20 protein-coding genes, 2 tRNA genes and 3 rRNA genes are annotated in these 23536 nt (G+C 37.0%); 14 read left to right on the forward strand and 11 right to left on the reverse strand.

Annotation, left to right across the window (positions count from 1 at the left end; genetic code table 11):
* The first annotated feature begins 34 nt into the window (after positions 1–34).
* Positions 35–1027, forward strand: coding sequence for a histidine kinase (locus SYO3AOP1_RS03715; RefSeq protein ID WP_012459434.1), 993 nt, complete (start codon positions 35–37; stop codon positions 1025–1027).
* On the opposite strand, the gene SYO3AOP1_RS03720 is transcribed toward SYO3AOP1_RS03715, so the two are convergent.
* Both SYO3AOP1_RS03720 and SYO3AOP1_RS03725 read right to left on the reverse strand, forming a co-directional pair.
* Positions 1002–1613, reverse strand: a complete 612-nt coding sequence (locus SYO3AOP1_RS03720; RefSeq protein WP_281340792.1) for a flavin reductase — start codon at positions 1611–1613, stop codon at positions 1002–1004. The two genes, SYO3AOP1_RS03715 and SYO3AOP1_RS03720, sit on opposite strands and share 26 nt — an antisense overlap.
* Entirely contained in the window at positions 1591–1941 is a 351-nt protein-coding gene (locus SYO3AOP1_RS03725; RefSeq protein ID WP_012459436.1) for a group 1 truncated hemoglobin, read from the reverse strand. Before SYO3AOP1_RS03725 ends, SYO3AOP1_RS03720 begins: the two co-directional genes overlap by 23 nt.
* Positions 1942–2346: 405 nt before the next feature.
* On the opposite strand from SYO3AOP1_RS03725, the gene SYO3AOP1_RS03730 reads away from it, so the two are divergent.
* Positions 2347–3714: a deoxyribodipyrimidine photo-lyase gene (locus tag SYO3AOP1_RS03730; RefSeq protein ID WP_012459437.1), complete on the forward strand. Its 1368-nt coding sequence runs from the start codon at positions 2347–2349 to the stop codon at positions 3712–3714.
* Positions 3715–3798: 84 nt separating this feature from the next.
* Positions 3799–4278 carry a flavin reductase family protein gene (locus SYO3AOP1_RS03735; protein WP_012459438.1) on the forward strand — a complete coding sequence of 160 codons (480 nt, stop codon included), beginning with the start codon at positions 3799–3801 and terminating at the stop codon, positions 4276–4278.
* Positions 4279–4373: 95 nt separating this feature from the next.
* On the opposite strand, the gene rrf is transcribed toward SYO3AOP1_RS03735, so the two are convergent.
* The 7 genes from rrf to SYO3AOP1_RS09570 all read right to left on the reverse strand — a co-directional run bounded on the left by rrf (position 4374) and on the right by SYO3AOP1_RS09570 (position 10235).
* A 5S ribosomal RNA gene (rrf, locus tag SYO3AOP1_RS03740) occupies positions 4374–4491 on the reverse strand.
* Positions 4492–4532: 41 nt separating this feature from the next.
* Positions 4533–7476 (reverse strand): 23S ribosomal RNA (locus tag SYO3AOP1_RS03745).
* A 151-nt stretch (positions 7477–7627) separates the two neighbouring features.
* Positions 7628–7700, reverse strand: a tRNA-Ala gene (locus SYO3AOP1_RS03750).
* Positions 7701–7707: 7 nt separating this feature from the next.
* Positions 7708–7781, reverse strand: a tRNA-Ile gene (locus SYO3AOP1_RS03755).
* A gap of 71 nt (positions 7782–7852) precedes the next feature.
* Positions 7853–9377: ribosomal RNA gene (locus SYO3AOP1_RS03760) — 16S ribosomal RNA — on the reverse strand.
* Together the 16S, 23S and 5S rRNA genes with 2 tRNA genes alongside form the textbook arrangement of a ribosomal RNA operon.
* A gap of 185 nt (positions 9378–9562) precedes the next feature.
* Positions 9563–9787: an integrase core domain-containing protein gene (locus SYO3AOP1_RS09565; RefSeq protein ID WP_281340793.1), complete on the reverse strand. Its 225-nt coding sequence runs from the start codon at positions 9785–9787 to the stop codon at positions 9563–9565.
* A 40-nt stretch (positions 9788–9827) separates the two neighbouring features.
* A complete protein-coding gene (locus SYO3AOP1_RS09570) occupies positions 9828–10235 on the reverse strand; it encodes a DDE-type integrase/transposase/recombinase (protein WP_281340794.1) in 408 nt (135 codons plus the stop codon).
* Positions 10236–10325: 90 nt separating this feature from the next.
* On the opposite strand from SYO3AOP1_RS09570, the gene SYO3AOP1_RS09575 reads away from it, so the two are divergent.
* The 3 genes from SYO3AOP1_RS09575 to SYO3AOP1_RS09585 are packed head-to-tail and all read left to right on the forward strand — an operon-like array spanning position 10326 to position 11561.
* Positions 10326–10538, forward strand: a complete 213-nt coding sequence (locus tag SYO3AOP1_RS09575) for a hypothetical protein (RefSeq protein ID WP_041674535.1) — start codon at positions 10326–10328, stop codon at positions 10536–10538.
* A complete protein-coding gene (locus SYO3AOP1_RS09580; RefSeq protein ID WP_281340814.1) occupies positions 10445–10786 on the forward strand; it encodes a transposase in 342 nt (113 codons plus the stop codon). Before SYO3AOP1_RS09575 ends, SYO3AOP1_RS09580 begins: the two co-directional genes overlap by 94 nt.
* The gene (locus SYO3AOP1_RS09585; RefSeq protein ID WP_281340795.1) at positions 10773–11561 is read left to right on the forward strand and encodes a transposase; all 789 of its coding nucleotides are present in this window, start codon (positions 10773–10775) and stop codon (positions 11559–11561) included. The genes SYO3AOP1_RS09580 and SYO3AOP1_RS09585 overlap by 14 nt, the downstream gene beginning before the upstream one ends.
* Here the strand turns inward: SYO3AOP1_RS09585 and SYO3AOP1_RS03780 are convergent.
* Positions 11555–13441, reverse strand: coding sequence for a 2Fe-2S iron-sulfur cluster-binding protein (locus tag SYO3AOP1_RS03780; protein WP_012459439.1), 1887 nt, complete (start codon positions 13439–13441; stop codon positions 11555–11557). The genes SYO3AOP1_RS09585 and SYO3AOP1_RS03780 overlap by 7 nt on opposite strands.
* Before the next feature lie 307 nt (positions 13442–13748).
* Between SYO3AOP1_RS03780 and SYO3AOP1_RS03785 the strand changes: the two genes are divergently transcribed.
* From SYO3AOP1_RS03785 to SYO3AOP1_RS03795, 3 genes are read left to right on the forward strand one after another with little or no spacing between them, the layout of a single operon-like run.
* The gene (locus SYO3AOP1_RS03785) at positions 13749–14780 is read left to right on the forward strand and encodes a GGDEF domain-containing protein (RefSeq protein ID WP_012459440.1); all 1032 of its coding nucleotides are present in this window, start codon (positions 13749–13751) and stop codon (positions 14778–14780) included.
* 18 nt (positions 14781–14798) lie between these two features.
* Entirely contained in the window at positions 14799–15590 is a 792-nt protein-coding gene (locus SYO3AOP1_RS03790) for an EAL domain-containing protein (RefSeq protein ID WP_012459441.1), read from the forward strand.
* A 19-nt stretch (positions 15591–15609) separates the two neighbouring features.
* Complete coding sequence (locus SYO3AOP1_RS03795) at positions 15610–17538, forward strand: PhoX family phosphatase (protein WP_012459442.1); 1929 nt, start codon at positions 15610–15612, stop codon at positions 17536–17538.
* Positions 17539–17771: 233 nt separating this feature from the next.
* Here SYO3AOP1_RS03795 and SYO3AOP1_RS03800 read toward each other — a convergent pair whose 3' ends face one another.
* Positions 17772–17960, reverse strand: a complete 189-nt coding sequence (locus SYO3AOP1_RS03800) for a hypothetical protein (protein ID WP_012459443.1) — start codon at positions 17958–17960, stop codon at positions 17772–17774.
* 188 nt (positions 17961–18148) lie between these two features.
* Between SYO3AOP1_RS03800 and SYO3AOP1_RS03805 the strand changes: the two genes are divergently transcribed.
* The 5 genes from SYO3AOP1_RS03805 to SYO3AOP1_RS03825 are packed head-to-tail and all read left to right on the forward strand — an operon-like array spanning position 18149 to position 23331.
* Positions 18149–20359 (forward strand): TonB-dependent receptor, encoded by a 2211-nt coding sequence (locus SYO3AOP1_RS03805; RefSeq protein WP_012459444.1) that lies wholly within the window; start codon positions 18149–18151, stop codon positions 20357–20359.
* Positions 20360–20797, forward strand: coding sequence for a MotA/TolQ/ExbB proton channel family protein (locus SYO3AOP1_RS03810; protein ID WP_012459445.1), 438 nt, complete (start codon positions 20360–20362; stop codon positions 20795–20797). It abuts the gene before it with no gap.
* Positions 20784–21215 (forward strand): biopolymer transporter ExbD, encoded by a 432-nt coding sequence (locus tag SYO3AOP1_RS03815; protein ID WP_012459446.1) that lies wholly within the window; start codon positions 20784–20786, stop codon positions 21213–21215. Before SYO3AOP1_RS03810 ends, SYO3AOP1_RS03815 begins: the two co-directional genes overlap by 14 nt.
* The gene (locus tag SYO3AOP1_RS03820) at positions 21212–21967 is read left to right on the forward strand and encodes an energy transducer TonB (RefSeq protein WP_012459447.1); all 756 of its coding nucleotides are present in this window, start codon (positions 21212–21214) and stop codon (positions 21965–21967) included. The genes SYO3AOP1_RS03815 and SYO3AOP1_RS03820 overlap by 4 nt, the downstream gene beginning before the upstream one ends.
* 11 nt (positions 21968–21978) lie before the next feature.
* A complete protein-coding gene (locus SYO3AOP1_RS03825; protein WP_012459448.1) occupies positions 21979–23331 on the forward strand; it encodes an alkaline phosphatase D family protein in 1353 nt (450 codons plus the stop codon).
* The last annotated feature ends 205 nt before the right edge of the window (positions 23332–23536 follow it).

The raw sequence follows: 23536 nt of genomic DNA on the forward strand, positions 1-23536 counted from the left end.
GTGCTTAACTTACTCCTTCAAATAGAGGATATAGATGAAATACTACATTGAGATAAACAAAAAAGACTGGACTATAGTTTTTATCTTTGGATTGATTTTTGGCTCTATCTTGGGCGGTTTTATATCTTTAATTCTAAATATCCCTATCATTAAAGGAATGATTTCCGGGTCTATCTTTGGATTTTTCATATTTGTGTTTTCTTTTGCAATGATTAATTTCAGCAACAAAAAGATACTGCCACTACTAAGCGATAAATACTATACTTTTGTAAGTCTTTTAATGTCTTTCTTTGCCGGCTTTCTTGGAAGTCTAACAGCTTTTGAATTTATAAAAGTACTAAAATTGATAGACTTAGAATTTTCTAACAAATTTCTGTTTTATCTTAGCACAATGACAGGACTTTTAACAATGCTAATAGGTTATCTTCTTTACATGATTGTCAACTCTAAAAAGATAGAAGAAGAGTTAAACAGATTGAACATAGAGTTAAAGCTAAAAGCCTTAGAGTATCAGATAAACCCACATTTTTTATTCAACGCTTTAAACACGCTTTCAGAGCTGGTTTATATAGACCAAAAGCTTGCAGAGAAAGGAATGTTAAAACTATCACAATTTTTAAGAATGATCATAGACGAAAATAGCATCATAACCTTACAAGATGAGCTTAAAATAGTAAAAAACTTTATCTTTATTGAAAAGTTAAGATTTCCTGCCATAGAGTTTGAGTTTAACATAGACAAAAACACCCTGTCTTTACCCGTTCCAAAAATGTCAATACAGCTTCTTGTAGAAAATGCTATAAAACACGGACTAAAAAACAGTGGAAAAGTAATCATATCCTCATACATAAAAGATGGATGTCTTTATGTGGAAGTGAAAGATAGCGGAAAAGGTTTTGAGGAAATAATAGAGGGAACAGGTCTTAAAAATCTAAGGGAAAGGCTAAAGATATTTTTCAATGGAGAGTTAGAATATTTTTATGATGGAAAGTTTTCTACTTTCAGATTTTTTTATAAAATCCCTTAGTGTTAAAGCAGTAGTAATTTTTTCCCATTGTTAAAGCAAGCTTGTTTTTTGGTTTTACTTTTCCTTGTTTGTACTTTATTGCTAAAACCCTGCCAATCACAAGACAATGGTCTTGAAACTCTAATTTTTCGTAAACTTCACACTCATAGACCATAAAAGACTCTAAAATACTTTTAGAAGACACTTTTTCACTATTTGTTAGATGGATATTTTTAAGTAGGCTTAGTTTATCAACCTGGTCTCCGTGATAAGACCCTGCAATCAGAATTTCTTCAAAGTGTTCAGATGTTAGGAAGTTTATCGTAAAGTTATCTTTCAAAAGCTTATAGCTGTAATTTGTTTTGTCTATGGATATAGAGTATAGAAAAGGGTTTTTATTTACGGGTGTATGCCAACCAACGGTAAAAGGATTTTCTTCCACGACCACTATAACAAGCGGCCGTGGAACGTATCCAAGGCTGTAGCCATCTTCTGTTATTTTAAACATCTTCTTTTTGCTTACCACTTGGTCTTTTAATCCGGCAACAGCACCTAAAAACTCTTTTTGAACGTCAGCAGGTACTTTAAACTTGTTTAGGCTTTGCAAGTTCTACAAACCTGTTCCAATCTTTTTCTGTAATTCCAAGATTTTGATGTGCTTCTTTCATATCTTTACCCTTGTACTCGCAAGGACCACCTGTTGCTTTACAGATAAACGCAGCTACAAGCTCTCTGTTTGTTTTGACCTTATCTTTTGACACGTTGCCGCAAAATCTTTTTAGCTGTTTGTCGTTCATCATTCTGTTTGTAAGGTCTTCAACCACTGCATCGATTACCTTTTTACCGCCAAGCTTTTCATACAGAGTTTGCTCAGCGTTAGCCAAACCAGCCGTTAAAAATGCTGCTGCTCCAACTGCTGCTAAAAACTTTTTCATAACACACCTCCCAAGATTTATTACTAGATATTCTCCAAGAAATGTTTTTTCATAATAAAGCTGATTTTTATCATATTAGATTTAAAATTTTACAAGTTATCTGCAAAAAAATTAAAATGAAAAGTAAAATAAAAATAAGTAAGTGAGAATGTTCCAAAATTTTTATAAGTTTACCTTTCCTGTCATCCTGATGACTCAAGCCAGAAGGGTCTCCTTTTTTGATTTTTTCTTGATTTGAAAAGAAAAACATTAGATTTTTGGCACGGCTGCAGAATGACAGGTAAGATAATGTCTTTATCAAAATTTTTTTGGAACACCTGATATGTAAGTAATACTTCAGCAACTTTAGGCTTTTAGGATGAAAAAGAGTAAAGATTAATAAACCTATGAAAAAGGAGATAATCAATGGAATCAGAATTCAAAGGAAGAGTAAAGGCTTTAAACGACAGACAGTTTAATCAATCGGGTAAATACACAATATACTGGATGTCTCACAGCCACAGGGCAAACTTTAACCATGGTCTTGAATACGCAATCAAACTATCAAATGACTACAAAAAACCATTATTAGTCTATTTTCCAATTACAGACAAATACAAATACTCAAATGCAAGATACTACAAATTTATGTTAGATGGTGTTTTAGAAGCCAAAAAGTCCATAGAAGAAAGAGGTATAAAATTTATCATAGAGAAATCAGATGGTATAGAGCAGAGAGTCATAGAGATATCAAAGAATGCCGTTGCCTTAATCACAGATAAAGCCTACTTAAAGTATTATAGAAAGCTTTATAGTGATATAACAAAGCAATTAGATATACCATTTTACGAAGTAGAGTCTGACGTTTGCGTTCCTGTAGAGATAGCATCCCAAAAGCAAGAAGTTTACGCTTTCAACATAAGAAAAAAGATTTATGATTTATTAGATTCATATATTCTTAAATTAGAGCCAAGGGAGCCAAAGATTAAATCCGTTAATCTTGATTTTGGAATAAAGGAGTTAACTCTAAATAGTTCCTTAGAGATTTTAGATATTCTCAACATAGACAAAAGCGTTAGTTTATCACCTTTTATAGGTGGTTATAGCCAAGCAAAAAGATGCTTGAAAGAATTTATTGAAAAGAAGCTTCATAAATATAAAGAGTATAGGTCTCATCCGGAGCTTGACTATCAATCAAACCTAAGTCCTTATCTTCATTTTGGACAAATCTCGCCGATAGAAGTTGCCCTTGAAATCTTGTCAGAGTATAAAAAAGATGAAAATGTTGATAGCTTTTTTAACGAGCTGATAGCTTGGAGAGAGCTTGCAAGAAACTTTTGCTACTATAATCCAAGCTATAACCATTATGAAGGCATTCCTGACTGGGCTAAAAAAACATTAGAAGATCACAAAAACGATAAAAGAGATTATGTTTATACATTAGAAGAGTTTGAAAATGCAAAAACCCATGATGAATACTGGAATGCTGCACAGCTTGAACTTTTAAAATCCGGAAAGATGCATAACTTCATGAGAATGTATTGGTGTAAAAAAATTATAGAATGGACACAGGACCCAAAACATGCCTTTGATATTGCATGCTATCTAAATGATAAATACGAGCTTGACGGAAGAGACCCAAACGGTTATGCCGGCATATCCTGGTGCTTTGGAACCCATGACAGACCATGGAAAGAAAGAAAAATCTTTGGAAAAGTTAGATATATGAGCGCATCGGGTTTAGAAGCAAAGTTTGATATTAAAAAATACGTAGAAAAAGTAAAGAGTTTATGAAAATAATGTTTAATCTTAAAAAAATGGTGTATAAAATGAAGCCATATTATGTTTAACTATTAAGAAACTTTTAAGAGGTAATACATGAACTTTTTAGAAAAAATACCAAAACCTGTAGCTTTGATCACCGTTATGGAAAATATAATGCCCTGCTACAACTTTATTGTTTTAGAAGAAGACCCTTTACTCATAGGAATCTCTGTTAACACTGAAAGATTTACTCATTATCTGTTAAACAGAAGCTTTGATTTTGGTATAAACTTCGTAGATATATCACATGCAGGAGCAATAAACTATACAGGAAGAACAACAGGCGAACATACAAACAAATTCTACGGAACAAAACTAACAAAAAAACCTGCAAAGCATATACGAAGTTATTTAATAGAAGAATCTATCCTTTCATTAGAGTGTACAAAAAAAGATAAAATAAGCTTTTCTGAGTATACGCTTTTTATTGGACAGGTCGTTAATGTTGAATCAAAAAATGGAGAATTTAAAATACCGTTAGCATACGATTTCAGAAAATACACGTATCAATCCAATGAAGTAATAGAGTTTTAATGATAACTCAAGATCATGAGTATAAAAATCAATTAGATATAAATAAAACATGTGATCCTCGGCTTCGCCTCGAATAGAATCAAATTAATCAAAAACCCCGGCGTCGACCTACTTTCCCGACCGGTCTCCCGGCCAGTATCATGGGCGCTGGTGGGCTTAACTGCCGGGTTCGGAATGGAAGCCGGGTGTTTCCCCACCGCTATGGACACCAGGGATTTGGCAATTGAACAGGTTAGTAGGACTGTAAGTAGTAAAAGGCCAAGCCAAACGGGCGATTAGTACTGCTTGGCTCCACCCGTTACCGAGCTTCCACCTGCAGCCTATCAACGTGGTAGTCTCCCACGGCCCTTCAGGGATACCTTATCTTGAGGTGGGCTTCACGCTTAGATGCTTTCAGCGCTTATCCCGTAGCAGGATGGCTACCCAGCTCTGCTCTTGGGGAACAACTGGTACACCAGAGCCTGCCCCATCCCGGTCCTCTCGTACTAAGGATGGCTCCTCTCAAGTATCCTGCGCCTGCGGCGGATAGGGACCGAACTGTCTCACGACGTTCTGAACCCAGCTCGCGTGCCGCTTTAATGGGCGAACAGCCCAACCCTTGGGACCTACTTCAGCCCCAGGATGCGACGAGCCGACATCGAGGTGCCAAACCCCGCCGTCGATATGGGCTCTTGGGCGGGATTAGCCTGTTATCCCCGGAGTAGCTTTTATCCGCTGATCGCATGCCCTTCCACTCGGAACATGCGGGTCACTAAGCCCCGCTTTCGCGTCTGCTCGACTTGTCAGTCTCGCAGTCAGGCACCCTTATGCCTTTGCACTCTAACGGTGGATTTCCGACCCACCTGAGGGTACCTTTGGGCGCCTCCGTTACCCTTTAGGAGGCGACCGCCCCAGTCAAACTGCCCGCCTGACATTGTCCCTGCCGTGGATAACACGGCTAGGTTAGTTTACCCACACATCCAGGGTGGTATCTCACCGGTGCCTCCATGCCCCCCGAAAGGGGCACTTCTTAGGCTCCCACCTATCCTGCGCAGGATGCGCAGGCAAACAGTGTCAGGGTACAGTAAAGCTTCACAGGGTCTTTCCGTCCTGCCGCAGGTAGCCGGAATCTTGACCGGCACTACAATTTCACCGGGACTCTCCTCGAGACAGCGTCCAGATCGTTGGACCATTCATGCAGGTCGGAACTTACCCGACAAGGAATTTCGCTACCTTAGGACCGTTATAGTTACGGCCGCCGTTTACCCGGGCTTCGGTTTGGGGCGTTAACCCCTCCCCTTAACCTACGGGCACTGGGCAGGTTTCACACCGCATACGTCCTCTTTCGAGTTTGCGCAGTGCTGTGTTTTTGGTAAACAGTCGCCTGGACCTGGTTTCTGCGACCCACCTTGCAGTGGGCACCCCTTATTCCGAAGGTACGGGGTCAATTTGCCGAGTTCCTTGAGGAGAGTTACCCCGATCGCCTTAGGCTGCTAACCCACTCCACCTGTGTCGGTTTCCGGTACGGTCAGCCATCCTTCTAGCGACCACGACACTATTTCTTGGCAGTTTGAAGTCACACCAGTTGGCTAAGCACGAGGCTTAGCCTCCTCATCACGCCTCAGGCTTGTATGAGGAACGGATTTGCCTATTCCTCACCCTCGGACGCTTAAAGGGAGCAATCCAAATCTCCCCTGGTGCTATCCTCCTGCGTCGTGCCTTGGTCTCCAGACAGCTGGTGCAGGAATATTAACCTGCTTCCCATCGGCTACTGCTTTCGCCCTCACCTTAGGGTACCGACTAACCCAATCCTGATTTACATTGGATTGGAACCCTTGGAGTTCCGGCGGACAGGTTTCTCACCTGTCTTCGCTGCTACTCATACCAGGATTCTCACTTCCCTGCAGTCCATCCCTCCTTACGGTGAGACTTCAACCCACAGGGAACGCTCCCCTACCGCTTGCCATAAGGCAAGCCCGCAGCTTCGGTGGCATGCTTAGCCCCGTTAAATTTTCGGCGCAAAGCCTCTCGACGAGTGAGCTGTTACGCACTCTTTAAAGGATGGCTGCCTCTAAGCCAACCTCCTCGCTGTCTTTGAGGCTTTACATCCTTCTCCACTTAGCATGCACTTTGGGACCTTAGCTGGCGATCTGGGTTGTTTCCCTCTCGACTACGGAGCTGATCCCCCGCAGTCTCACTGCCAAGCTATCCTCCCGGGCATTCGGAGTTTGGTTGGGTTCGGTACCCCTTTCGGGGCCCTAGCCCAATCAGTATCTCTACCTCCCGGGGGAAACGCTTGACGCTGCACGTCGATGCATTTCGGGGAGAACGAGCTATCACGGAACGCGATTGGCTTTTCACCCCTATCCACACCTCATCCAACTGTGTTGCAGCACCGATTGGTTCAGGCCTCCAGACGGTGTTACCCGTCCTTCACCTTGGGCATGGATAGATCGTTCCGCTTCGCGTCTGCAGCATGCGACTAATAGCGCCCTATTCGGACTTGGTTTCCCTACGCCTTCGCCTATCGGCTTAAGCTTGCCGCATACCACAACTCCCTGGCTCATTTTCCAAGAGGCACGCAGTCGGACTTTTTAATAGTCCTTCCACTGGCTTGTAGATCCATGGTTTCAGGTTCTCTTTCACTCCCCTTGCAGGGGTTCTTTTCACCTTTCCCTCGCGGTACTATGCGCTATCGGTCAGTCAGGAATATTTAGCCTTACCCAGTGGTCTGGGCTGATTCCCACTACCTTTCACGGGGGCAGTGGTACTCGGGAAGTAGCAGCTAGGAAGACTGTCAGTTTTTGCATACGGGGCTTTCACCCTCTATGGCGTAGCGTTCCAGCTACTTCTGCTAACTGACAGTTTTGTAACTTCCCCAGACAGTGGTAGCTGTCTGCGCTGGCTATCCCACGACCCCAGTGTGGCTAAGGCTACCACCATGGCACCACACTGGTTTAGGCTCTTCCCCGTTCGCTCGCCGCTACTTAGGGAATCCCATTGCGGTTTCTTTTCCTTTCGGCTACTAAAAGGTTTTACTTCGCCGAGTTTTAGCTCCGCTGATGCGGATGACTGGCTATTAACCAGCCGGGTTTCCCCATTCGGGAATCCTCGGATCAATGCCTGCTTGCGGCTCCCCGAGGCTTATCGCAGCTTGCCACGCCCTTCATCCCTTCTGACTGCCTCAGGCATCCACCATGGACCCTTAGCAGCTTGGCCTTATCTACTACCTACAGCCTACTAACCTATTCAATTGCCAAGGTACCTTTTTTTACTACTTTACTACTAACTCTTAATTCTTAACTTTTTACTACTTACCACTATTTTTTGCTTTTTTACTTTTACTATTTCCTATTTTCCTTTACCGCTATGGAGACGAGGGGACTTGAACCCCTGACCCTCTGCGTGCAAAGCAGATGCTCTCCCAACTGAGCTACGTCCCCATTTTTATGGGCCTTAGTGGACTCGAACCACTGACCTTACCCTTATCAGGGGTACGCTCTAACCGCCTGAGCTAAAGGCCCTTAGCAAATTAGGAAGGAAGCTAAGAAGATGAGCGAGGCTTTTATACAAATTTTGTATAGGATATCCCTATAAAGGAGGTGATCCAGCCCCAGGTTCCCCTAGGGCTACCTTGTTACGACTTCGCCCCAGTCATCAGGCCCATCATCGGCCCCTGCCTCCTTTGCAGGTTAGCCCGGGGACTTCCGATGAACCCGACTCCCATGGCGTGACGGGCGGTGTGTACAAGACCCGGGAACGTATTCACGGCGACATTGCTGATTCGCCATTACTACCGATTCCGCCTTCATGAGGGTGAGTTGCAACCCTCAATCTGCACCACGACAGGGTTTATGGGATTAGCTCCGCCTTGCAGCGTTGCAGCCCATTGTCCCTGCCACTGTAGCGCCTGTGTAGCCCAGGGCATAAAGGGCATACTGATCTGACGTCATCCCCTCCTTCCTCCGGCTTATCGCCGGCAGTCTCCTGTGAGTACCCGGCATTACCCGCTGGTAACACAGGACAAGGGTTGCGCTCGTTGCGGGACTTAACCCAACATCTCACGACACGAGCTGACGACGACCATGCACCACCTGTGCGGCGCGGCTATGAATAATCATAGCCTAGGGTACTTTCATACCCGACACACCGCATGTCAAACCCTGGTGAGGTTATTCGGTTAGCATCGAATTAAACCAGACGCTCCACCGGTTGTGCGGGTCCCCGTCAATTCCTTTGAGTTTCAACCTTGCGGCCGTACTTCCCAGGCGGGATGCTTAACGCGTTAGCTTACGGCACGGACTACTTTCGTAGCCCACATCTAGCATCCATCGTTTACGGCTAGGACTACCCGGGTATCTAATCCGGTTTGCTCCCCTAGCTTTCGTCCCTCAGCGTCAGGACAGTTCCAGTCGGCCGCCTTCGCCACTGGTGTTCCTCCCGATATCTACGCATTTCACCGCTACACCGGGAATTCCGCCGACCTCTCCCTGCCTCAAGTTTAGCAGTTTGGAAGGCAGTTTCACGGTTGAGCCGTGAAATTTCACCAACCACTTGCTAAACCGCCTACGGACCCTTTACGCCCAGTAAATTCGCGCAACGTTCGGGACCTACGTATTACCGCGGCTGCTGGCACGTAGTTAGCCGTCCCTTATTCCTGGGGTACCGTCATTATCTTCCCCCAGAAAAGGTGTTTACACCCCGAAGGGCTTCATCCACCACGCGGCGTTGCTGGGTCAGCCTTTCGGCCATTGCCCAATATTCCCCACTGCTGCCCCCCGTAGGGGTGCGGGCCGTGTCTCAGTCCCACTGTGACCGGTCATCCTCTCAGACCGGTTACCCGTCGTAGCCTTGGTGAGCCATTACCTCACCAACAAGCTGATGGGACGCAGCCCCATCCATAGGCACCCATAAGGGCTTTGGAGTCTCCTCATTATTGGGTATTAGCACCCCTTTCGGGATGTTATCCCCAACCTATGGGTAGGTAAGCTACGTGTTACTCACCCGTTTGCCGGTCGCCAGCACTACTACCCGAAGGTAGTAGCCTGCTGCCCCACGACTTGCATGTGTTAGGCACGCCGCCAACGTTCGCGCTGAGCCAGGATCAAACTCTCCAAAAGAATCTTTTGAAGACCTCGCTCATCTCTTAGCTTCCTTATTCATTTGCCAAGGTCCTTTATCTCAGTCGATTTTTAAACAGACAAAAATTTTATCACTTTTGATTTCTTTTGTCAAGCTGATTTTTTGACTTATTCTCGCTTTCAAATTTTGAGAATATCTATTTTATCCCTCTTTTCTTTTCTTGTCAAGAGTTTGTATAGGTCATACCAGTTTGGGAAAATTCCGATTTTCTTGAATTTATAATATCACAAAAGTATGCAATAGGTAATTTTTTGTTTAAACTATGATGAGGTCTTTCTATGTTATACCATAGCATATACTCCATCATTTTTTTATTAAACTCATAAACATCTTTTAATTCATAATCTTCGTAGTACATGATAAATTCATCCTGTAATGTCCTATTCATTCTCTCTACATATGCTTGTCCTTTTGGATATCTTGGATAGTTAAAATAATGTTTTATATCTTTTTTTCTTTAATGCCTTGCTAAACTCACCCAAGAATTCACTCCCATTATCTGTTTGTATACTTTTTATCTCAAATGGTATTGCTTTTATTAATTTCTCTAAAAAGTCCTTTGCGTTTTTACTGTTTAGCCTGTCATATGCAAAAGTAAAAGAGATTCTTGTTTTTACATCCTTGGCTACAAATATATAAACTTTTCTACCATTTACATATTCATGCTTTGTATCTATTTGTACCAATTCTCCTGGTTTTGTTGGTTTTTTGTCTTTATATCTATCTTTCTTTGTTTTCTTTTTATCTTCTTTCACTATTAGCTTTCCAGTTCTTCCGTTGATTGAGATTCTTTGCCTGGCGTACTCATGATTTAACTTCCTTTCCTCTTTAAGCATTTTTATTATATTTCCAATTGAACTTGCAGAGGGAGTTAAAATAATGTTGTGTCTAAATAAATCTAAATAAAATTACATGGAGGAATGATAATGGATAAAAAAGAATACTTTGAAAAAGTGTTAAACAGATCCACAGAAGAATTGGTAAAAGAACTTTTCCCAAATGGTATAACAACTCAAGAAAAGATAGGTATAAGAAAACTTTTAGAATCTGTTGTGGAACTGATTATGAACCAAGAAAGAAATTTCTTCTTGAAAATGACGATGATAACAAAGCAAACGGGTATTATGAAAGAAGCCTAAATACTGGTTCTTTCAAGCTTAACATAAATGTCCCAAGAGATAGAAAGGGTAGATTTAGACCACAAATATTACCTGACCCTTACAAAAGAGTTAATGAAGATTACATAAACCTTCTTATGAGTTTAGTATCCAATGGATACTCAGAAAGCAAGATAGATTCTACATTAAAAAGCTTGGGCTTAAACTACTCAAAACAACATATGGATAAAATCAAAAAAGAGCTTATAGAAAGACTTGAGTGGCTTTAAAACAAGAGAGCTTCCATCGGATGCATTTGTACTGTATATAGACGCATATCACTGTGATATAAAAGAGAAAAACAAAATCAGAAAGGCTTCTGTCTATGTAGTTCTTGGAATAGATTTACAAGGAAATAAAGATATATTTGGATTTTATACATTTTTCAGTAGTGAAAATAAAGCAGACTGGATAAAAGTATTCAATGATTTAATAGATAGAGGACTAAAAAGGGTAATGCTTATAGTAAGTGATGATTTTCCTGGGATAACAAAAGCCATAGAAACACTATTTCCTTATACAGACCATCAGCTATGTTTAGTCCATTTACAAAGAAACGTTAGAAATCAGATGGATAAAGAAGATTCACAAGTATTTAACAAAGAACTGAAAAACATAAAAGAAAACAGCTTAGATTATGAAGATGGATTAGAAAAATTAGATGATTTATGCGGTAGATTTAAGTCTAAATATCCAAGCTTTATAAAACATATTCAATCTAACAAAGAGAGATACTTATGTTTTTTAAAATATCCAGAAAATCTAAGAAAACACATATACACAACAAATCCAGTTGAAAGTGTTAATAGCATGATAGAAAAGGTAAGAATAAATTTAGGTGGATATTTTCAATCTGTGGACATTCTTGAGATAAATCTGCTTATACAAAGAGACAATTTAAAGAATGGAAAATGGAAAAAGCCTATACCTGCTTTTAAAGGAGTCTCTTATGAAATTTTACAATTGTTTAATAAAAAGTTTTCAATCCAGACACAAAATTATTGACAAGTCTCAAAATTTTTCATCTTCCATCCGGTCAAGTTATTAGACCTTCTTGAAAAGAAAGAAACATCCCAAATATTTTGCTTTTCAATATTAAAATAAGCTGGTAATTTTCCATAGTTAAATTTTGCTATATTTTGTTTGCTGCCGGATTTTAGTTGATTTAAAATCTTTTCAAAAGTTTTATTATTGTTAATGTTTGATTTGATTGAAGCTTTTACCTTTCTTATACCTCTTACAAAGCTATAATGTCCGTCTTCCTCTGTCCATGTATTTAATGGAATAGCTACATCGCAAACCAATGCAAGCCCATCTTCAAAAGGAGTAAATATTACTTTCTTTTCTAAAATCATTAAAATCTCTTTTAACTTATCTTCTTCTAAAAATTCTGCTATATCTTCACCAAAAAGAATGATATTTTTGATTTCTCCGCTTTCAATTTTTGAAATGATATCCGGCAAGTAGCTAAGATTTTCTACAATGTTTATTATTCCAAAACCATTTGGATAAGGCGGAATCAACAAGATTTTACTTTGCACTTTTGATTGAATTTCTTTTAGCTTTTTTCCAAATCTGTAAGCATCTTCTCCGTAGAAATAGTTAGAATATACTATAATCTCACAGCCATCTACATTTTCAATAAGTTTTTCAATGATTTGTTTATCTTCTGCATCAATTATAAGTGGATACAGTTTTTTCAATCTTTCTACCTGCGGAGAAATTACAATAACTTTTTTATTCATGTAATATGTAATTACAGGATTTGTATCTGTGATATCATTTCCAACTACTATCCATTTTTTAGCATTTTTTAACTCTTCTTCTGATGGTGGAGTATACTCTCCCAATCCTTCTAAAAGTGGCAGTAAATCCAATGTTATTGTTGATGTAATGTACACTCCTGATTTAGAAGCAATTTCATTTATCTTTTGCAGATTCTCATTTGATAAATAAGGAGATACAACAATAACAGTTTGAGATGGTTTTTCATTTAAAAGATCAACAACTTCCTGTAAAGCATCATCAAATGAAGAATAATTGTTATTTATTTTTGGATATTTTAATCTATTTGCATTAAAGCTGTCATATCCAAGATAAGGCTTTGCACATACTTCAAGCTCTGCTGTACTTCTTATTCTGTGTATTTTTTTATCATCATGGTCTATCACAACAGGACAGCCAAGGGAGCAAAAACTGCAATGAGTGTATGTTTCTTTTAATAGCCAAGGTCTTGCATTAAATTTAAAAGGCTTAAATAAAATAGCTCCAACCGGACATATATCTACACAAAGACCACACATTTCACAGGTTGATGTATCCATAGGTTTTAAAGCTGGTGAGATTAGTATCTCAAACCCTCTTTCTATTTGAGTAATAGAATGAGATTTGTTTATGTTGTCGCAAACACTTACACATTTCATACATAAAACACATCTATTTGATACATATTCAAGATAATCACTTTCCCAATCTTCTTCTGGTCTTATTTTTTCAAAAGGTGTTATAGGCAGTATATTATGCTGTGGTCCCCAGTAGGTTCCCCAGTTTTGTAAATCACATTCTCCGGCTTTATCGCATATTGGACAGTCAAGCGGATGTCTTGTAAAGAGCATTTCAAGTATAAATTTTCTATCTTCTTTTACTTTTTCATTCTCAGTCTCTATTTCCATCCCGTCATATACATAACTTCCGCATGCAATGATGCTTCTTTTTGCTTTAACGTCATAAACCAAACACATTCTGCATCCGCCAAAGATTGGCAGTTTTTCATGATAACAGAAAGTTGGAATCAATTTATAAATTTTTTTTGCAGCTTCCAAAACGGTTGTATTCTTAGGCACAGAAATTTCAATTCCATCGATCTTTATGTTTACTAAATCCATCTTACAGCCCACCTAATTTTAATAAAATAATTTTCCAATTTATTTCATTAAGCATTTGTATAAGCTAATATTATCCTTAAAATTGTATCTAAATTCAAGCTCTTTTAGATAGTAGATAAAGTTATCTTTACTTACAAAAATACTGGAATTTTATTCCTTTATTCCTCAGTTTTTCCTAACACTTAATTCTTTTTTACTTGTAGCATTCTTGAAAAATAGGTTAAAAAAATTTAACGTAGTTTTAATTAAAATAAAGATTTTAGTGTTATACTCCTACTATAAAAAACCGTTAATTAGGCGGTGTATCGTGAATTTAGATTTTGACAACAGAGAAATTTCTCAAGCTTCCAGTGATGAGGATCATGATTTTACGCTTAAAACAATAGCTAATAAGACCCCTTTCATTTATGGAGATACAAATGCTTTGGAAGCTTACTACATTATTATTCAGAATAGTACAACTAATATTATCCCTGTTGTAGACCAAGATCTTAGAGTTATAGGACAGATACAAAGAATCAGGTACATAGAAAATATTTATTTCGGTAGGTTTGGTTACGGTATATATCTTAATGCTAAAAGGAGAATAAAAGATATCATGGAACAGCCCGATATAATTTTTGATGTAAATATTAAAGCAGAAAAAGTGGCATTAAAAATAAACAATAGAGAAGAATTTAGAAAACACGATGATATTATAGTCGTTGAAGATAATAAATATTATGGTACTGTTAAAGTTCATGACTTGATGGAGCTTTTAACTAAAAGAATGCTTCAATTAGCAAGGGATTTAAACCCTTTAACCGGTTTACCAGGGAACTGGGCTTTAAGAAAGTATATTGAAGAAAGACTAAAAAGGGAAGGTTCTTTTGATGTTATTTATTTAGATATTAATAATTTTAAGCCTTATAACGACCACTACGGGTTCTTGTTGGGCGATAAAGTAATTTTTATTATTGGTGAGATTTTAAAGAAAATAAAAACAGAATTTAATAATGTTAAACCTTTCCACCTTGGTGGAGATGATTTTATAATAGTTGCACCATACGAAGAAGGAGAGAAAATATCAAGGTTAATAATAGATAGATTTGAAACCTTTTTGCCAGACCTTCACGAAAAAGATTTTGAAGTAGGTTTTTATAAATCCATAGATAGAGAAGGAAAAGTAAAAAATTTTCCTCTACTATCTATAAGCTGTGCAATCGTCCCCGTAAAAGAAAATTCAATCAAAAATTTTGCACATTTAGCATCAGTGGCAGCAGAGATAAAACACGCAGCAAAATCTTTAGCTAAATCTTCTGGAAAATCTGCAATATTCGCTAACAGAAGAAAAATATAACATAAAAGGAGTCTTTCAATGATAGATATCTTTAATCCTGAAAATTTAGATGCGTATTTTCAGCCAATAGTAGATATGAAAAACATGAAAGTTGTAGGCTTTGAAAGTCTGATTCGTGGAATCAATAGAGAAAATGGAGAAATTCTGTCTCCAAAAATATTATTCGAAAAAGCTAAGAAGGATAAAGTAATAACAGAATTCGATAGGCTTTGCAGAGAGCTTGCTTTTAAAAAATACAAAGAGTTCGGTCTTGATAAGGATTATTTTTTGTATGTAAACATTAGCAGTGAAGCTGTAGATTCTTTTTCTATAGGTACAAATTGGATTAAAAGGAGATTAGATTACTATGGAATCAATCCAAGGTTAGTAGTTGTAGAAATAAACGAAGCAAAAATAAATATTACTGAAAACCTTTTAAGCGTTGTAAAAAATTATAAAGAGTTTGGTCTTAATATAGCCATAGATGACTTTGGAACAGAGCATTCTAACTTTGATAGATTGGTTTATATAGATTTCAACTTTTTAAAGTTAGCAAGTGTTTTAATACAAGATGCTGACAAGAATGAAAAAAAGCTTAAAATGTTAGAAGTTATGAATTTTTTAGCCTATAAATTTGATACTTACTTGATAGCTGAAGGTATTGAAAGTTTTGAAGAGGCAAAAATACTGTCAGATTTAGGCATAAATTACCATCAAGGATTTTTTTACTGTAAACCCATGTCAAACCCATTAGAGGCAATAAATATAGTTGCAAATATATTAAATAATCAATTAGAAGATAAATTGGCAAAATCTCTAATTATAAAATAACTTTGAGAGGTCTTAAATAATGGATAACTACTTTGGAGACATTTTAGAAAAAGCCATATCAAGAAGAGATTTATTTAAGATTGGCGGGATATTAGGGCTTTCTGGACTGTTTAACATTGGATATTCTAAGGATATTCAAACATCTGTAAAAAACTATAAAAACCTATCTTTTATAACCATTTATCCTAATACAAAAGATGAAATAACAATTCCGGAAGGTTATGAATGGAAAATTTTAATCAAATGGGGAGACCCGTTAGATAACAACGATGGAATAAACTATCAGAATGTTTTTGAAAAAGTATCTAACTACGATGTTGAAAGGCAAAAGTACTGCTTTGGATACAATAATGATTTTGTAGGATTTTTTAACTTTAAAGATAAAACTCTTTTGGTTGTAAATCATGAGTACACTAACCCAGAACTTATGTTTAAGGATTACTTTCTAAGAAATCAGCCAACGAAAGAAGAAGTTGATTTTATGATTCAGGCCCATGGGCTTTCTATAGTTGAGATTAAAAAGAATAAAGTTGGATTTTTTGAGTATGTAAAAGGCTCTAAATTCAACAGAAGAATAACAGCAGAAACAAAAGCTTTAATATCCGGACCTGCGAAAGGACATAAACTTCTCCAAACATCTTACGACCCAAACGGCGAGTTTGTGTATGGAACTATTGCCAACTGCTCAGCAGGAAAAACTCCATGGGGAACGGTTTTATCCTGTGAAGAAAACTTCCATTCTTACTTTGGAGGAGATTTAGAAAACATAGACCCAGAAAAAATGACAGATTATAAAGTTGTTGAAATCCATCAAAGATACGGCGTTCCGGATATTAAATATCATGGTTATTACGGATTTTACAAATACTATGACAGGTTTAACGTTGAAAAAGAACCAAACGAAGCAAATAGATTTGGCTGGGTTGTGGAAATTGACCCATTAAACCCAAACAGACCACCGATTAAAAGAACAGCCCTTGGAAGGTTTAAGCATGAGGCGGCAAATACTGCTATCGGGAAAGATGGGAGAGTAGCAGTTTATATGGGAGATGATGAAAGATATGAGTATCTTTACAAATTTGTAACTAAAAACAAGTTTGACCCAAATGATAGAGAGAAAAATCTTAACCTGTTAGATGAAGGAACGCTATACGTGGCTGTGCTTAACGATGACTTTACAGGGCAATGGGTAGAAATTGCATCAGCTTACTTAGAAAATGGAAAGTATATAATAAAGCCAAATCCAAAGCTACCAAACGTATTCCAAGAAGACCCTGCTTTATGTTTCATTAACACAAGAAAGGCTGCTGATTTATTAGACGCTACAAAAATGGACAGACCGGAAGGCGTGGAGTATAACCATATTACTAAATCTGTTTTTACTGCCATGACTTACAATGAAAAAAGAAAAGCATCAGAAACAAACGCAGCAAACCCAAGACCAGAAAATACAATGGGACATATTATAGAAATCATTGAAGAAAATCATAATCCTACTTCAACAAAATTTAATTGGAGAATAGCTTTGATGTGTGGGGACCCAAAAGCAAACTCCTATAATAACAAGCTTTTTATCTACGGACAGCTTGCTAAGTCTGATGTTCCACCAATATCAGCACCGGATAACATAGCCATTGACAAAGCCGGCAATGTATGGATAGCAACTGACGGTAATCCTGGATTAGATAGACTAAAATCAAATGATGGTGTTTATGTGTTAAATCCATTTACAAAAGAGCTAAAGATGTTTTTATCAGGTGTGCCAAACTGTGAAATATGCGGTCCTGAATTTTCAGATGACTATAAAGTATTTTTTTGTGCAATCCAACATCCAGGAGAAGGAGATTTAGATGCTACAAAATGGCCATATCTAAACGACAACTGTCCAATCCCAAGACCAGCAGTTATACAAGTTAAAAGAAAAGATGGATTAGAGATTTATTTATAAATAATGAGCGGCTTAGATAGAGACGGGTGATGAGTGAAATCTATAAGACTTTAAAAAACTCATCGCCCATCATTTTTTAAAGATAAAGTCTTTGCTTCCTTCAGGATGATAAGTAAATTAATAATAATCAATCCTTAGATCGAGTGTGCGAATTGCTAATTTTTTAATTTTTTCATGCAACGAATACGAAAAAGTGAATTATCTAACTTCTCACCTACTCACTTTCTCACTTCTCACTTTTTTTTAGTTTTTCTTCCTTTCTTAGGCTTTTCTTCTATTTTCTCTTCTTTTTTGCAATGTTCAAGAATCATATTCACTATTTCTTCAGCGTCAATCCAGTTTTGAGCAGTTCTTGAATCATCTTTGCCAGTAATGTGATAGATCTTTTCTGCAACTATCTTGATCAATTCTTTTTTATTCATTTTTACATCTCCAGAGTGAATAATTGATTATAAAGTTAACATAGAAATGTAAAAGTTTTATGAAAATAAAGTTAAGATTTTGAAATGTTATCTCTTGTAGACTTAAATAATTTTAACCATTCTTTCATTAAATCTTAAAACTCTATCTTTAAAATAGACAAAAATTTAATCAAAGAGGAGGAAATGCTGTGAAAAGAAAAAAGGCTTTAGCACTTTTTTATGCTGCTATGGTAAGTGGTAGTTTTGTTTATGCACAAGAAACAACTTTAAAAGTTAAAGTCGAAGACCAAACAGGTTTAGAAAAAGAGCTTCCGATTGAAATCAAGAAAAATGTACCGGCTACCGAAACAACAGTAAAAAAAGAAGAGATTCAAACAAGAGCCGGAGCTGGTTCGGTTAACATCTTTAAGGCTATTGAACTTACTCCATCTGTAAACGTTCAAACCGATGATGCATATGGACTTAGTGGTGGTAGTGTAAGAATAAGAGGTTTTGACAATACTCAAATTGGAGTAACTATTGATGACATGCCACTAAACGACTCAGGAAACTTTGCCCTTTATCCTCATGAGTATGCAGATGTGGAAAATCTTGAGACTATAACTATTACAAGAGGTTCTGTGAACAAAAGGTCTCCTTTCTATACAGAAATTGGCGGTGCTTTGAAGGTTAGAACTGCTCCACCAAGAAGTAAATTTACAAACTCATTTGGTCTAAAATTTGGTTCTTATAACTTTAAAAGAGCATTTTACAGATTAGACACAGGATATTTATTTGGAAATAAAAGCCTTCCAAAAATATTCTTCTCTTATTCTCATACAGAAGTTGATAAATGGAAAGGGCCTGGTGGTGCACCTCAGTACAGAGACCACTATACCTTAGGAATAGCAGAAACAATCGGAATTCTTGATTATGAATTTTACTATGACAGAAACGTTCAATTAAACTATTTCTACAGACCGTTTACATACGCAGAAACCAAAGACGGAAATATTTTTAGAAGTAGAGATTATACTAATAAATTAATCCCGGGTAATACTGCCAATAACACACAGTACTATGAATTCTACCAAAACCCTTATACAAACCAGCAATATAGAGCCATCTTTAATCTTAACTTTACAGATAAGATATCCCTTAATTTTAAGCCTTACATGTGGATTGGTAGAGGAAGCGGAACGAGTGCAACATCTTCTGGATCTAATGTTTTCTTTAGAGAATCTTTTAACTATACAGATAGACCAGGATTTACAACCGAGTTAAAGGTGGATTTACCGTATAATTCTAAATTTTTTTTAGGATACTGGTATGAATACGCAGACTTAAAACAATGGCAACCATCAAGATTGGTAAATATAAATTCAGATGGTACTTATACATTGAATAATTCTACATCTTTTAGATACAACTATATTCAAAGAACAAAGACAACAACAAATACTCCTTACATTTCATTTGAATCAAAAGAGCTTTTAGGTAAATTAGATTTTAACCTCGGTTTTAGATTTGCAAGCATTAAAAGAAAGTTTAACGATTATAGTACGACTGGACTGCCTTATTATCCAGAGGATGGTGTTTACGACGACCCAAGATTAACCAAAAATCAAACTACATCATACGAAAAAACATACAAAAAAACTTTACCTAACATTGGATTAGGATTTAGCGTTTTAGACAATCTATATCTTTATGCTTCTTATGCTAAGAACTTTAGAGTACCTCAGAATTTTTTGGGAACTATACCGACAAGCAGATCAGCGCAATTTGTAGCTGACCAACTAAAGCCTGAAGAGTCTGATAGCTATGATTTAGGTGCAAGATTAACTTACGATAAATTTTACATTGCTCCAACTGCTTATATTGTAAGATACAAAAACAGATTAATCAGAGTTGCTGACCCAACTGACCCAAATTTACTATACATTAGAAACGCCGGAAAAGTTGATGCTAAAGGGTTTGAGTTAGAAGTGGGAGCAAATCCTATGCCAAAAACTAACATTTACGCATCCTTCTCATACAACGAAGCCAAATTTAAAGACGATGTGTTTTATGATGGAAACACTAAATATGACATTAAAGACAACAGCGTTCCAGACACTCCAAGGTATATGGTCAAATTAGGTTCTCGTTTTAATCTATACGATTTTAAAGTCTCTCCAAGCATCCAGTTTATAGGTTCAAGATATGGTAATTTCACAAATACAGAAAAAGTTGATAACTACGCAATTGTAAACCTATCGGCTACAAGAAAGATTTATAAATACTTTGACCTTTACATGGACGTAGTCAACTTAACAAATCAAAAATACGTAGGTAGAATAAGTCCAGGGACAGCGTCAGGTACTTACTACGCAGGAACACCGTTCACTATATCTTTTGGAATCAACGGGAGGTTTTAAATGGTTGAGATTAAATCAGCAATCTTCGTGCTAATGTTTATTGTTTTTGTGTATGGGAACTTTATCATATTTCAGAAATTTTTCATGATGAAAAAGTCAAACGGAAATACTAACCCGGTGGATGCCCTCCACTGGGCTAAAGATTTTAAAAAAGGATTATGGTTTTTAGATTTTGCAGCTACTACATCACCGCTACTTGGACTCTTAGGAACTGTAATAGGTCTTATCATAGCTTTCCAAGAGCTTGGTAAAAAAGGTGTATCGGGAGCCGGAGAAATAAGCGCCGCAATTGGATTAGCCCTTGTTGCTACTGCAATAGGTATAGCATTATCATTATGGTTTTATCTATGGTTCAAATTCTTTAATTCCAAAATCCAAGAAAAGAAAGAAGAGATTAAAAGCAGGATATTGATGGAGGTTTTGAATGAACAAGCATAAAAAGCTTTCATTGCTTTACCTTCTTGAAGAGCAGGAAAACGAAAAGGAAGAAATTCAAATAATTCCTATGATAGACGTTATGCTATTTCTACTCACCTTTTTCATTCTTTATACTCTTAATGTACTGCCTATGTTGTATCAAAATATTAAACTCCCTACATCATCTACGGTAGAACAAAACCAAATTAACGAGCCTTTGAAAGTGTATATAGACAAAGAAGGAAATATTAAAACAGAAAAATTCGGAACGGGATTAGAAGCATTAAAGCAGTATCTTAAAACAGTTAAATCTCCGGAAGAAGCTATAGTTATTCTAATTCCAGACAAAGACGCAACAGCTCAATCTCTGATGATAGCAATAGACACTCTTAAAGAAAACAAAATAACAAAAATATCTATCGCCGGTGAAAAGAAATGAAATTTTCTGATGATAAAAAATCGGCTTCATTTATTTTTTCTTTGCTTTTTTCTTCATTATCAGCCTATGGAACTTATCTAATTTTTAATATTAAGCTTCATGAGCCACCAAAACCAACTACCTTTATAGAAATAGTTGAACTTCCGGAAGAAAAACAGGAAATTAAGAAACTGGAGCAACCCAAAAAACAGATTATAAAAGAAGTTAAAAAAGAAACTCATAAGCCAAAACAACAGCCAAAACAACAGATTATTGAACATAAAAAACCGATAGAGAAACAAAAAATTGAAGTGAAGCAAGAAGTTAAGACAGAGGATAAACCGGTAGAACCAATAAAAGAAGAGTCAAAACACAATTTTAAAAAACAAGAAATTGTAGAAAAACCACCAGAAATAAAAAAACCTCAACCACCACCCCCACCAAAGCATGAAGAGTCACCTTCACCCCCTCCACTACCAAAAGAGCCTGATAAATCAGCACTTAATCAATATTACGCAACCGTTAGAAAAATCATAGAATCCAAAAAACGATACCCAGAAGAAGCAAAAAGAAGGGAAGAAGAGGGAGCTGTTTTAGTTAGATTTACCATAGACGAAGATGGTAATGTTAAAGATGTATCACTTGTTAGGTCAAGCGACAGTAACATCTTAGATAAAGAAACTTTAAAGCTTTTAAAGAGCTTAAAATTTCCGCCACCACCGGAAGGAAAACCTATGACACTAAATTTAGAGATAGAATACAAACTAAACTAAGGAGAAGCAAAATGCTTTTAAGCAGAAGAGAGTTTATAAGCTTATCATTATCAACCTTATATTTACTTACACATAACCTTGAAGTATTGGCAAGTGATGCAGTAGAAATTTTTGACCTTGGAATTGCAAGCGGAGACCCAACGCAGGATGGCATTATATTATGGACGAGAATTAATCCAAATATCCACAACCAATTAAAAAAAGACCTTATCTTAGAGATATCACAAAGTCCAGAGATGAAAGAATCATCAGTCATAAAAATACCCGGATATGAGATTATAAAAGAAAGAGACTGCACAATCAGGCTAACAATAGACAATCTAAAACCAGGACAGACTTACTACTACAGATTTACATACGCAGACGTTCCGTCAATGGTAGGTAGGTTTAAAACTCTGCCGGTTGGAGATGTTGAAAACTACAGAATAGGATTTGTTACCTGTCAAAACTACGCCGATGGATATTATACAGCATACAGACATTTAGCCAATGAAGATATAGGATTTATCTTACATCTTGGAGACCAAATTTATGAGAGAATCTATGGCAAACCAAGAGTACCCGGCAGAAATTTAGCTTTTCCATCAGGTCATAGTATTGCACTTGATTTAGAAGATTATAAATATCTGTATACAACATATTTGTCAGACAAAGATTATCAGCTTGCAAGAGCAATGCATCCATTTATCTATATCTGGGATGACCATGAATATGCAAACGATTACTCATTTGACTACGAAAAAGGATTTTATAAACTTCCAAAACATCCTTTTGAAAATGACAGAGAAAAAGTTCTTAACCTAAGAAAAGCTGCAATATTAGCATGGTATTTTTATACACCTTCAAGGGCTAAATTAAATCTTAACGCTCAAAATCCTTTAGAATGGATCATCATTTATAGAGATTTCAAAATTGGAGAATTAGCACATTTGATTTGCTTAGATGAAAGGTCTTACAGAACATCGCAACCTTGCGATAAAAGATACGCATCCGCAGGTTGTGAAGACCAGTATAAAACCTCAATGCTTGGAGAAAATCAAAAATTCTGGTTTTATGAAAAGCTAAAACAAGGAAATAGTTGGAAAATAGTAGCTAATGAAGTCCAATTTGTACAAGGAAAAATAAACGGACTTTATGGCTCCTTAGATGCTTGGGATGGATATATAAAAGAAAGACAAGAGATAATAGAATTTTTAAACAAAAATAATATAAACAAATTTGTAGCCCTTACAGGAGATAGACACGCCGGCTTGATTGCAGAAATACCTACAGAATTTAAAGAAAACTATGAGAAAATCGTGGGAGTAGAGTTTATGACTCCTGCAATATCCTCGATCTCTGCAGCAGAAGCCAACTGGTGGTAAGATTACGGAGTTAAAGATGCCGATGAATATGCCCAGTTAGAAATAAAACAAAACCCATGGACAAAGTATTTAAGCCATAGAGTATGGGGATATTCTATTTTAGATATGGATAAATCATCTGCTAGGTGTCAAATAGTAAGCGTTGACAAATATAAAAAAGACTCAAATAAAGAAATAGCAGCAACTTATCAATATATTCCTGGAA

The organism is Sulfurihydrogenibium sp. YO3AOP1, from assembly GCF_000020325.1.
In the GTDB taxonomy this organism is placed as follows: Bacteria; Aquificota; Aquificia; order Aquificales; family Hydrogenothermaceae; genus Sulfurihydrogenibium.

What these genes read in the sequence shown, in the direction of transcription:
- SYO3AOP1_RS03715 (WP_012459434.1), top strand. Translation starts at nt 35, where the DNA reads ATGAAATACTACATTGAGATAAACAAAAAAGACTGGACTATAGTTTTT.
- SYO3AOP1_RS03725 (WP_012459436.1), bottom strand. Translation starts at nt 1,941, where the DNA reads ATGAAAAAGTTTTTAGCAGCAGTTGGAGCAGCAGCATTTTTAACGGCT.
- SYO3AOP1_RS03730 (WP_012459437.1), top strand. Translation starts at nt 2,347, where the DNA reads ATGGAATCAGAATTCAAAGGAAGAGTAAAGGCTTTAAACGACAGACAG.
- SYO3AOP1_RS03735 (WP_012459438.1), top strand. Translation starts at nt 3,799, where the DNA reads ATGAACTTTTTAGAAAAAATACCAAAACCTGTAGCTTTGATCACCGTT.
- SYO3AOP1_RS09565 (WP_281340793.1), bottom strand. Translation starts at nt 9,787, where the DNA reads ATGAATAGGACATTACAGGATGAATTTATCATGTACTACGAAGATTAT.
- SYO3AOP1_RS09570 (WP_281340794.1), bottom strand. Translation starts at nt 10,235, where the DNA reads ATGCTTAAAGAGGAAAGGAAGTTAAATCATGAGTACGCCAGGCAAAGA.
- SYO3AOP1_RS09575 (WP_041674535.1), top strand. Translation starts at nt 10,326, where the DNA reads ATGGATAAAAAAGAATACTTTGAAAAAGTGTTAAACAGATCCACAGAA.
- SYO3AOP1_RS03780 (WP_012459439.1), bottom strand. Translation starts at nt 13,441, where the DNA reads ATGGATTTAGTAAACATAAAGATCGATGGAATTGAAATTTCTGTGCCT.
- SYO3AOP1_RS03790 (WP_012459441.1), top strand. Translation starts at nt 14,799, where the DNA reads ATGATAGATATCTTTAATCCTGAAAATTTAGATGCGTATTTTCAGCCA.
- SYO3AOP1_RS03795 (WP_012459442.1), top strand. Translation starts at nt 15,610, where the DNA reads ATGGATAACTACTTTGGAGACATTTTAGAAAAAGCCATATCAAGAAGA.
- SYO3AOP1_RS03800 (WP_012459443.1), bottom strand. Translation starts at nt 17,960, where the DNA reads ATGAATAAAAAAGAATTGATCAAGATAGTTGCAGAAAAGATCTATCAC.
- SYO3AOP1_RS03810 (WP_012459445.1), top strand. Translation starts at nt 20,360, where the DNA reads ATGGTTGAGATTAAATCAGCAATCTTCGTGCTAATGTTTATTGTTTTT.
- SYO3AOP1_RS03815 (WP_012459446.1), top strand. Translation starts at nt 20,784, where the DNA reads ATGAACAAGCATAAAAAGCTTTCATTGCTTTACCTTCTTGAAGAGCAG.
- SYO3AOP1_RS03820 (WP_012459447.1), top strand. Translation starts at nt 21,212, where the DNA reads ATGAAATTTTCTGATGATAAAAAATCGGCTTCATTTATTTTTTCTTTG.
- SYO3AOP1_RS03825 (WP_012459448.1), top strand. Translation starts at nt 21,979, where the DNA reads ATGCTTTTAAGCAGAAGAGAGTTTATAAGCTTATCATTATCAACCTTA.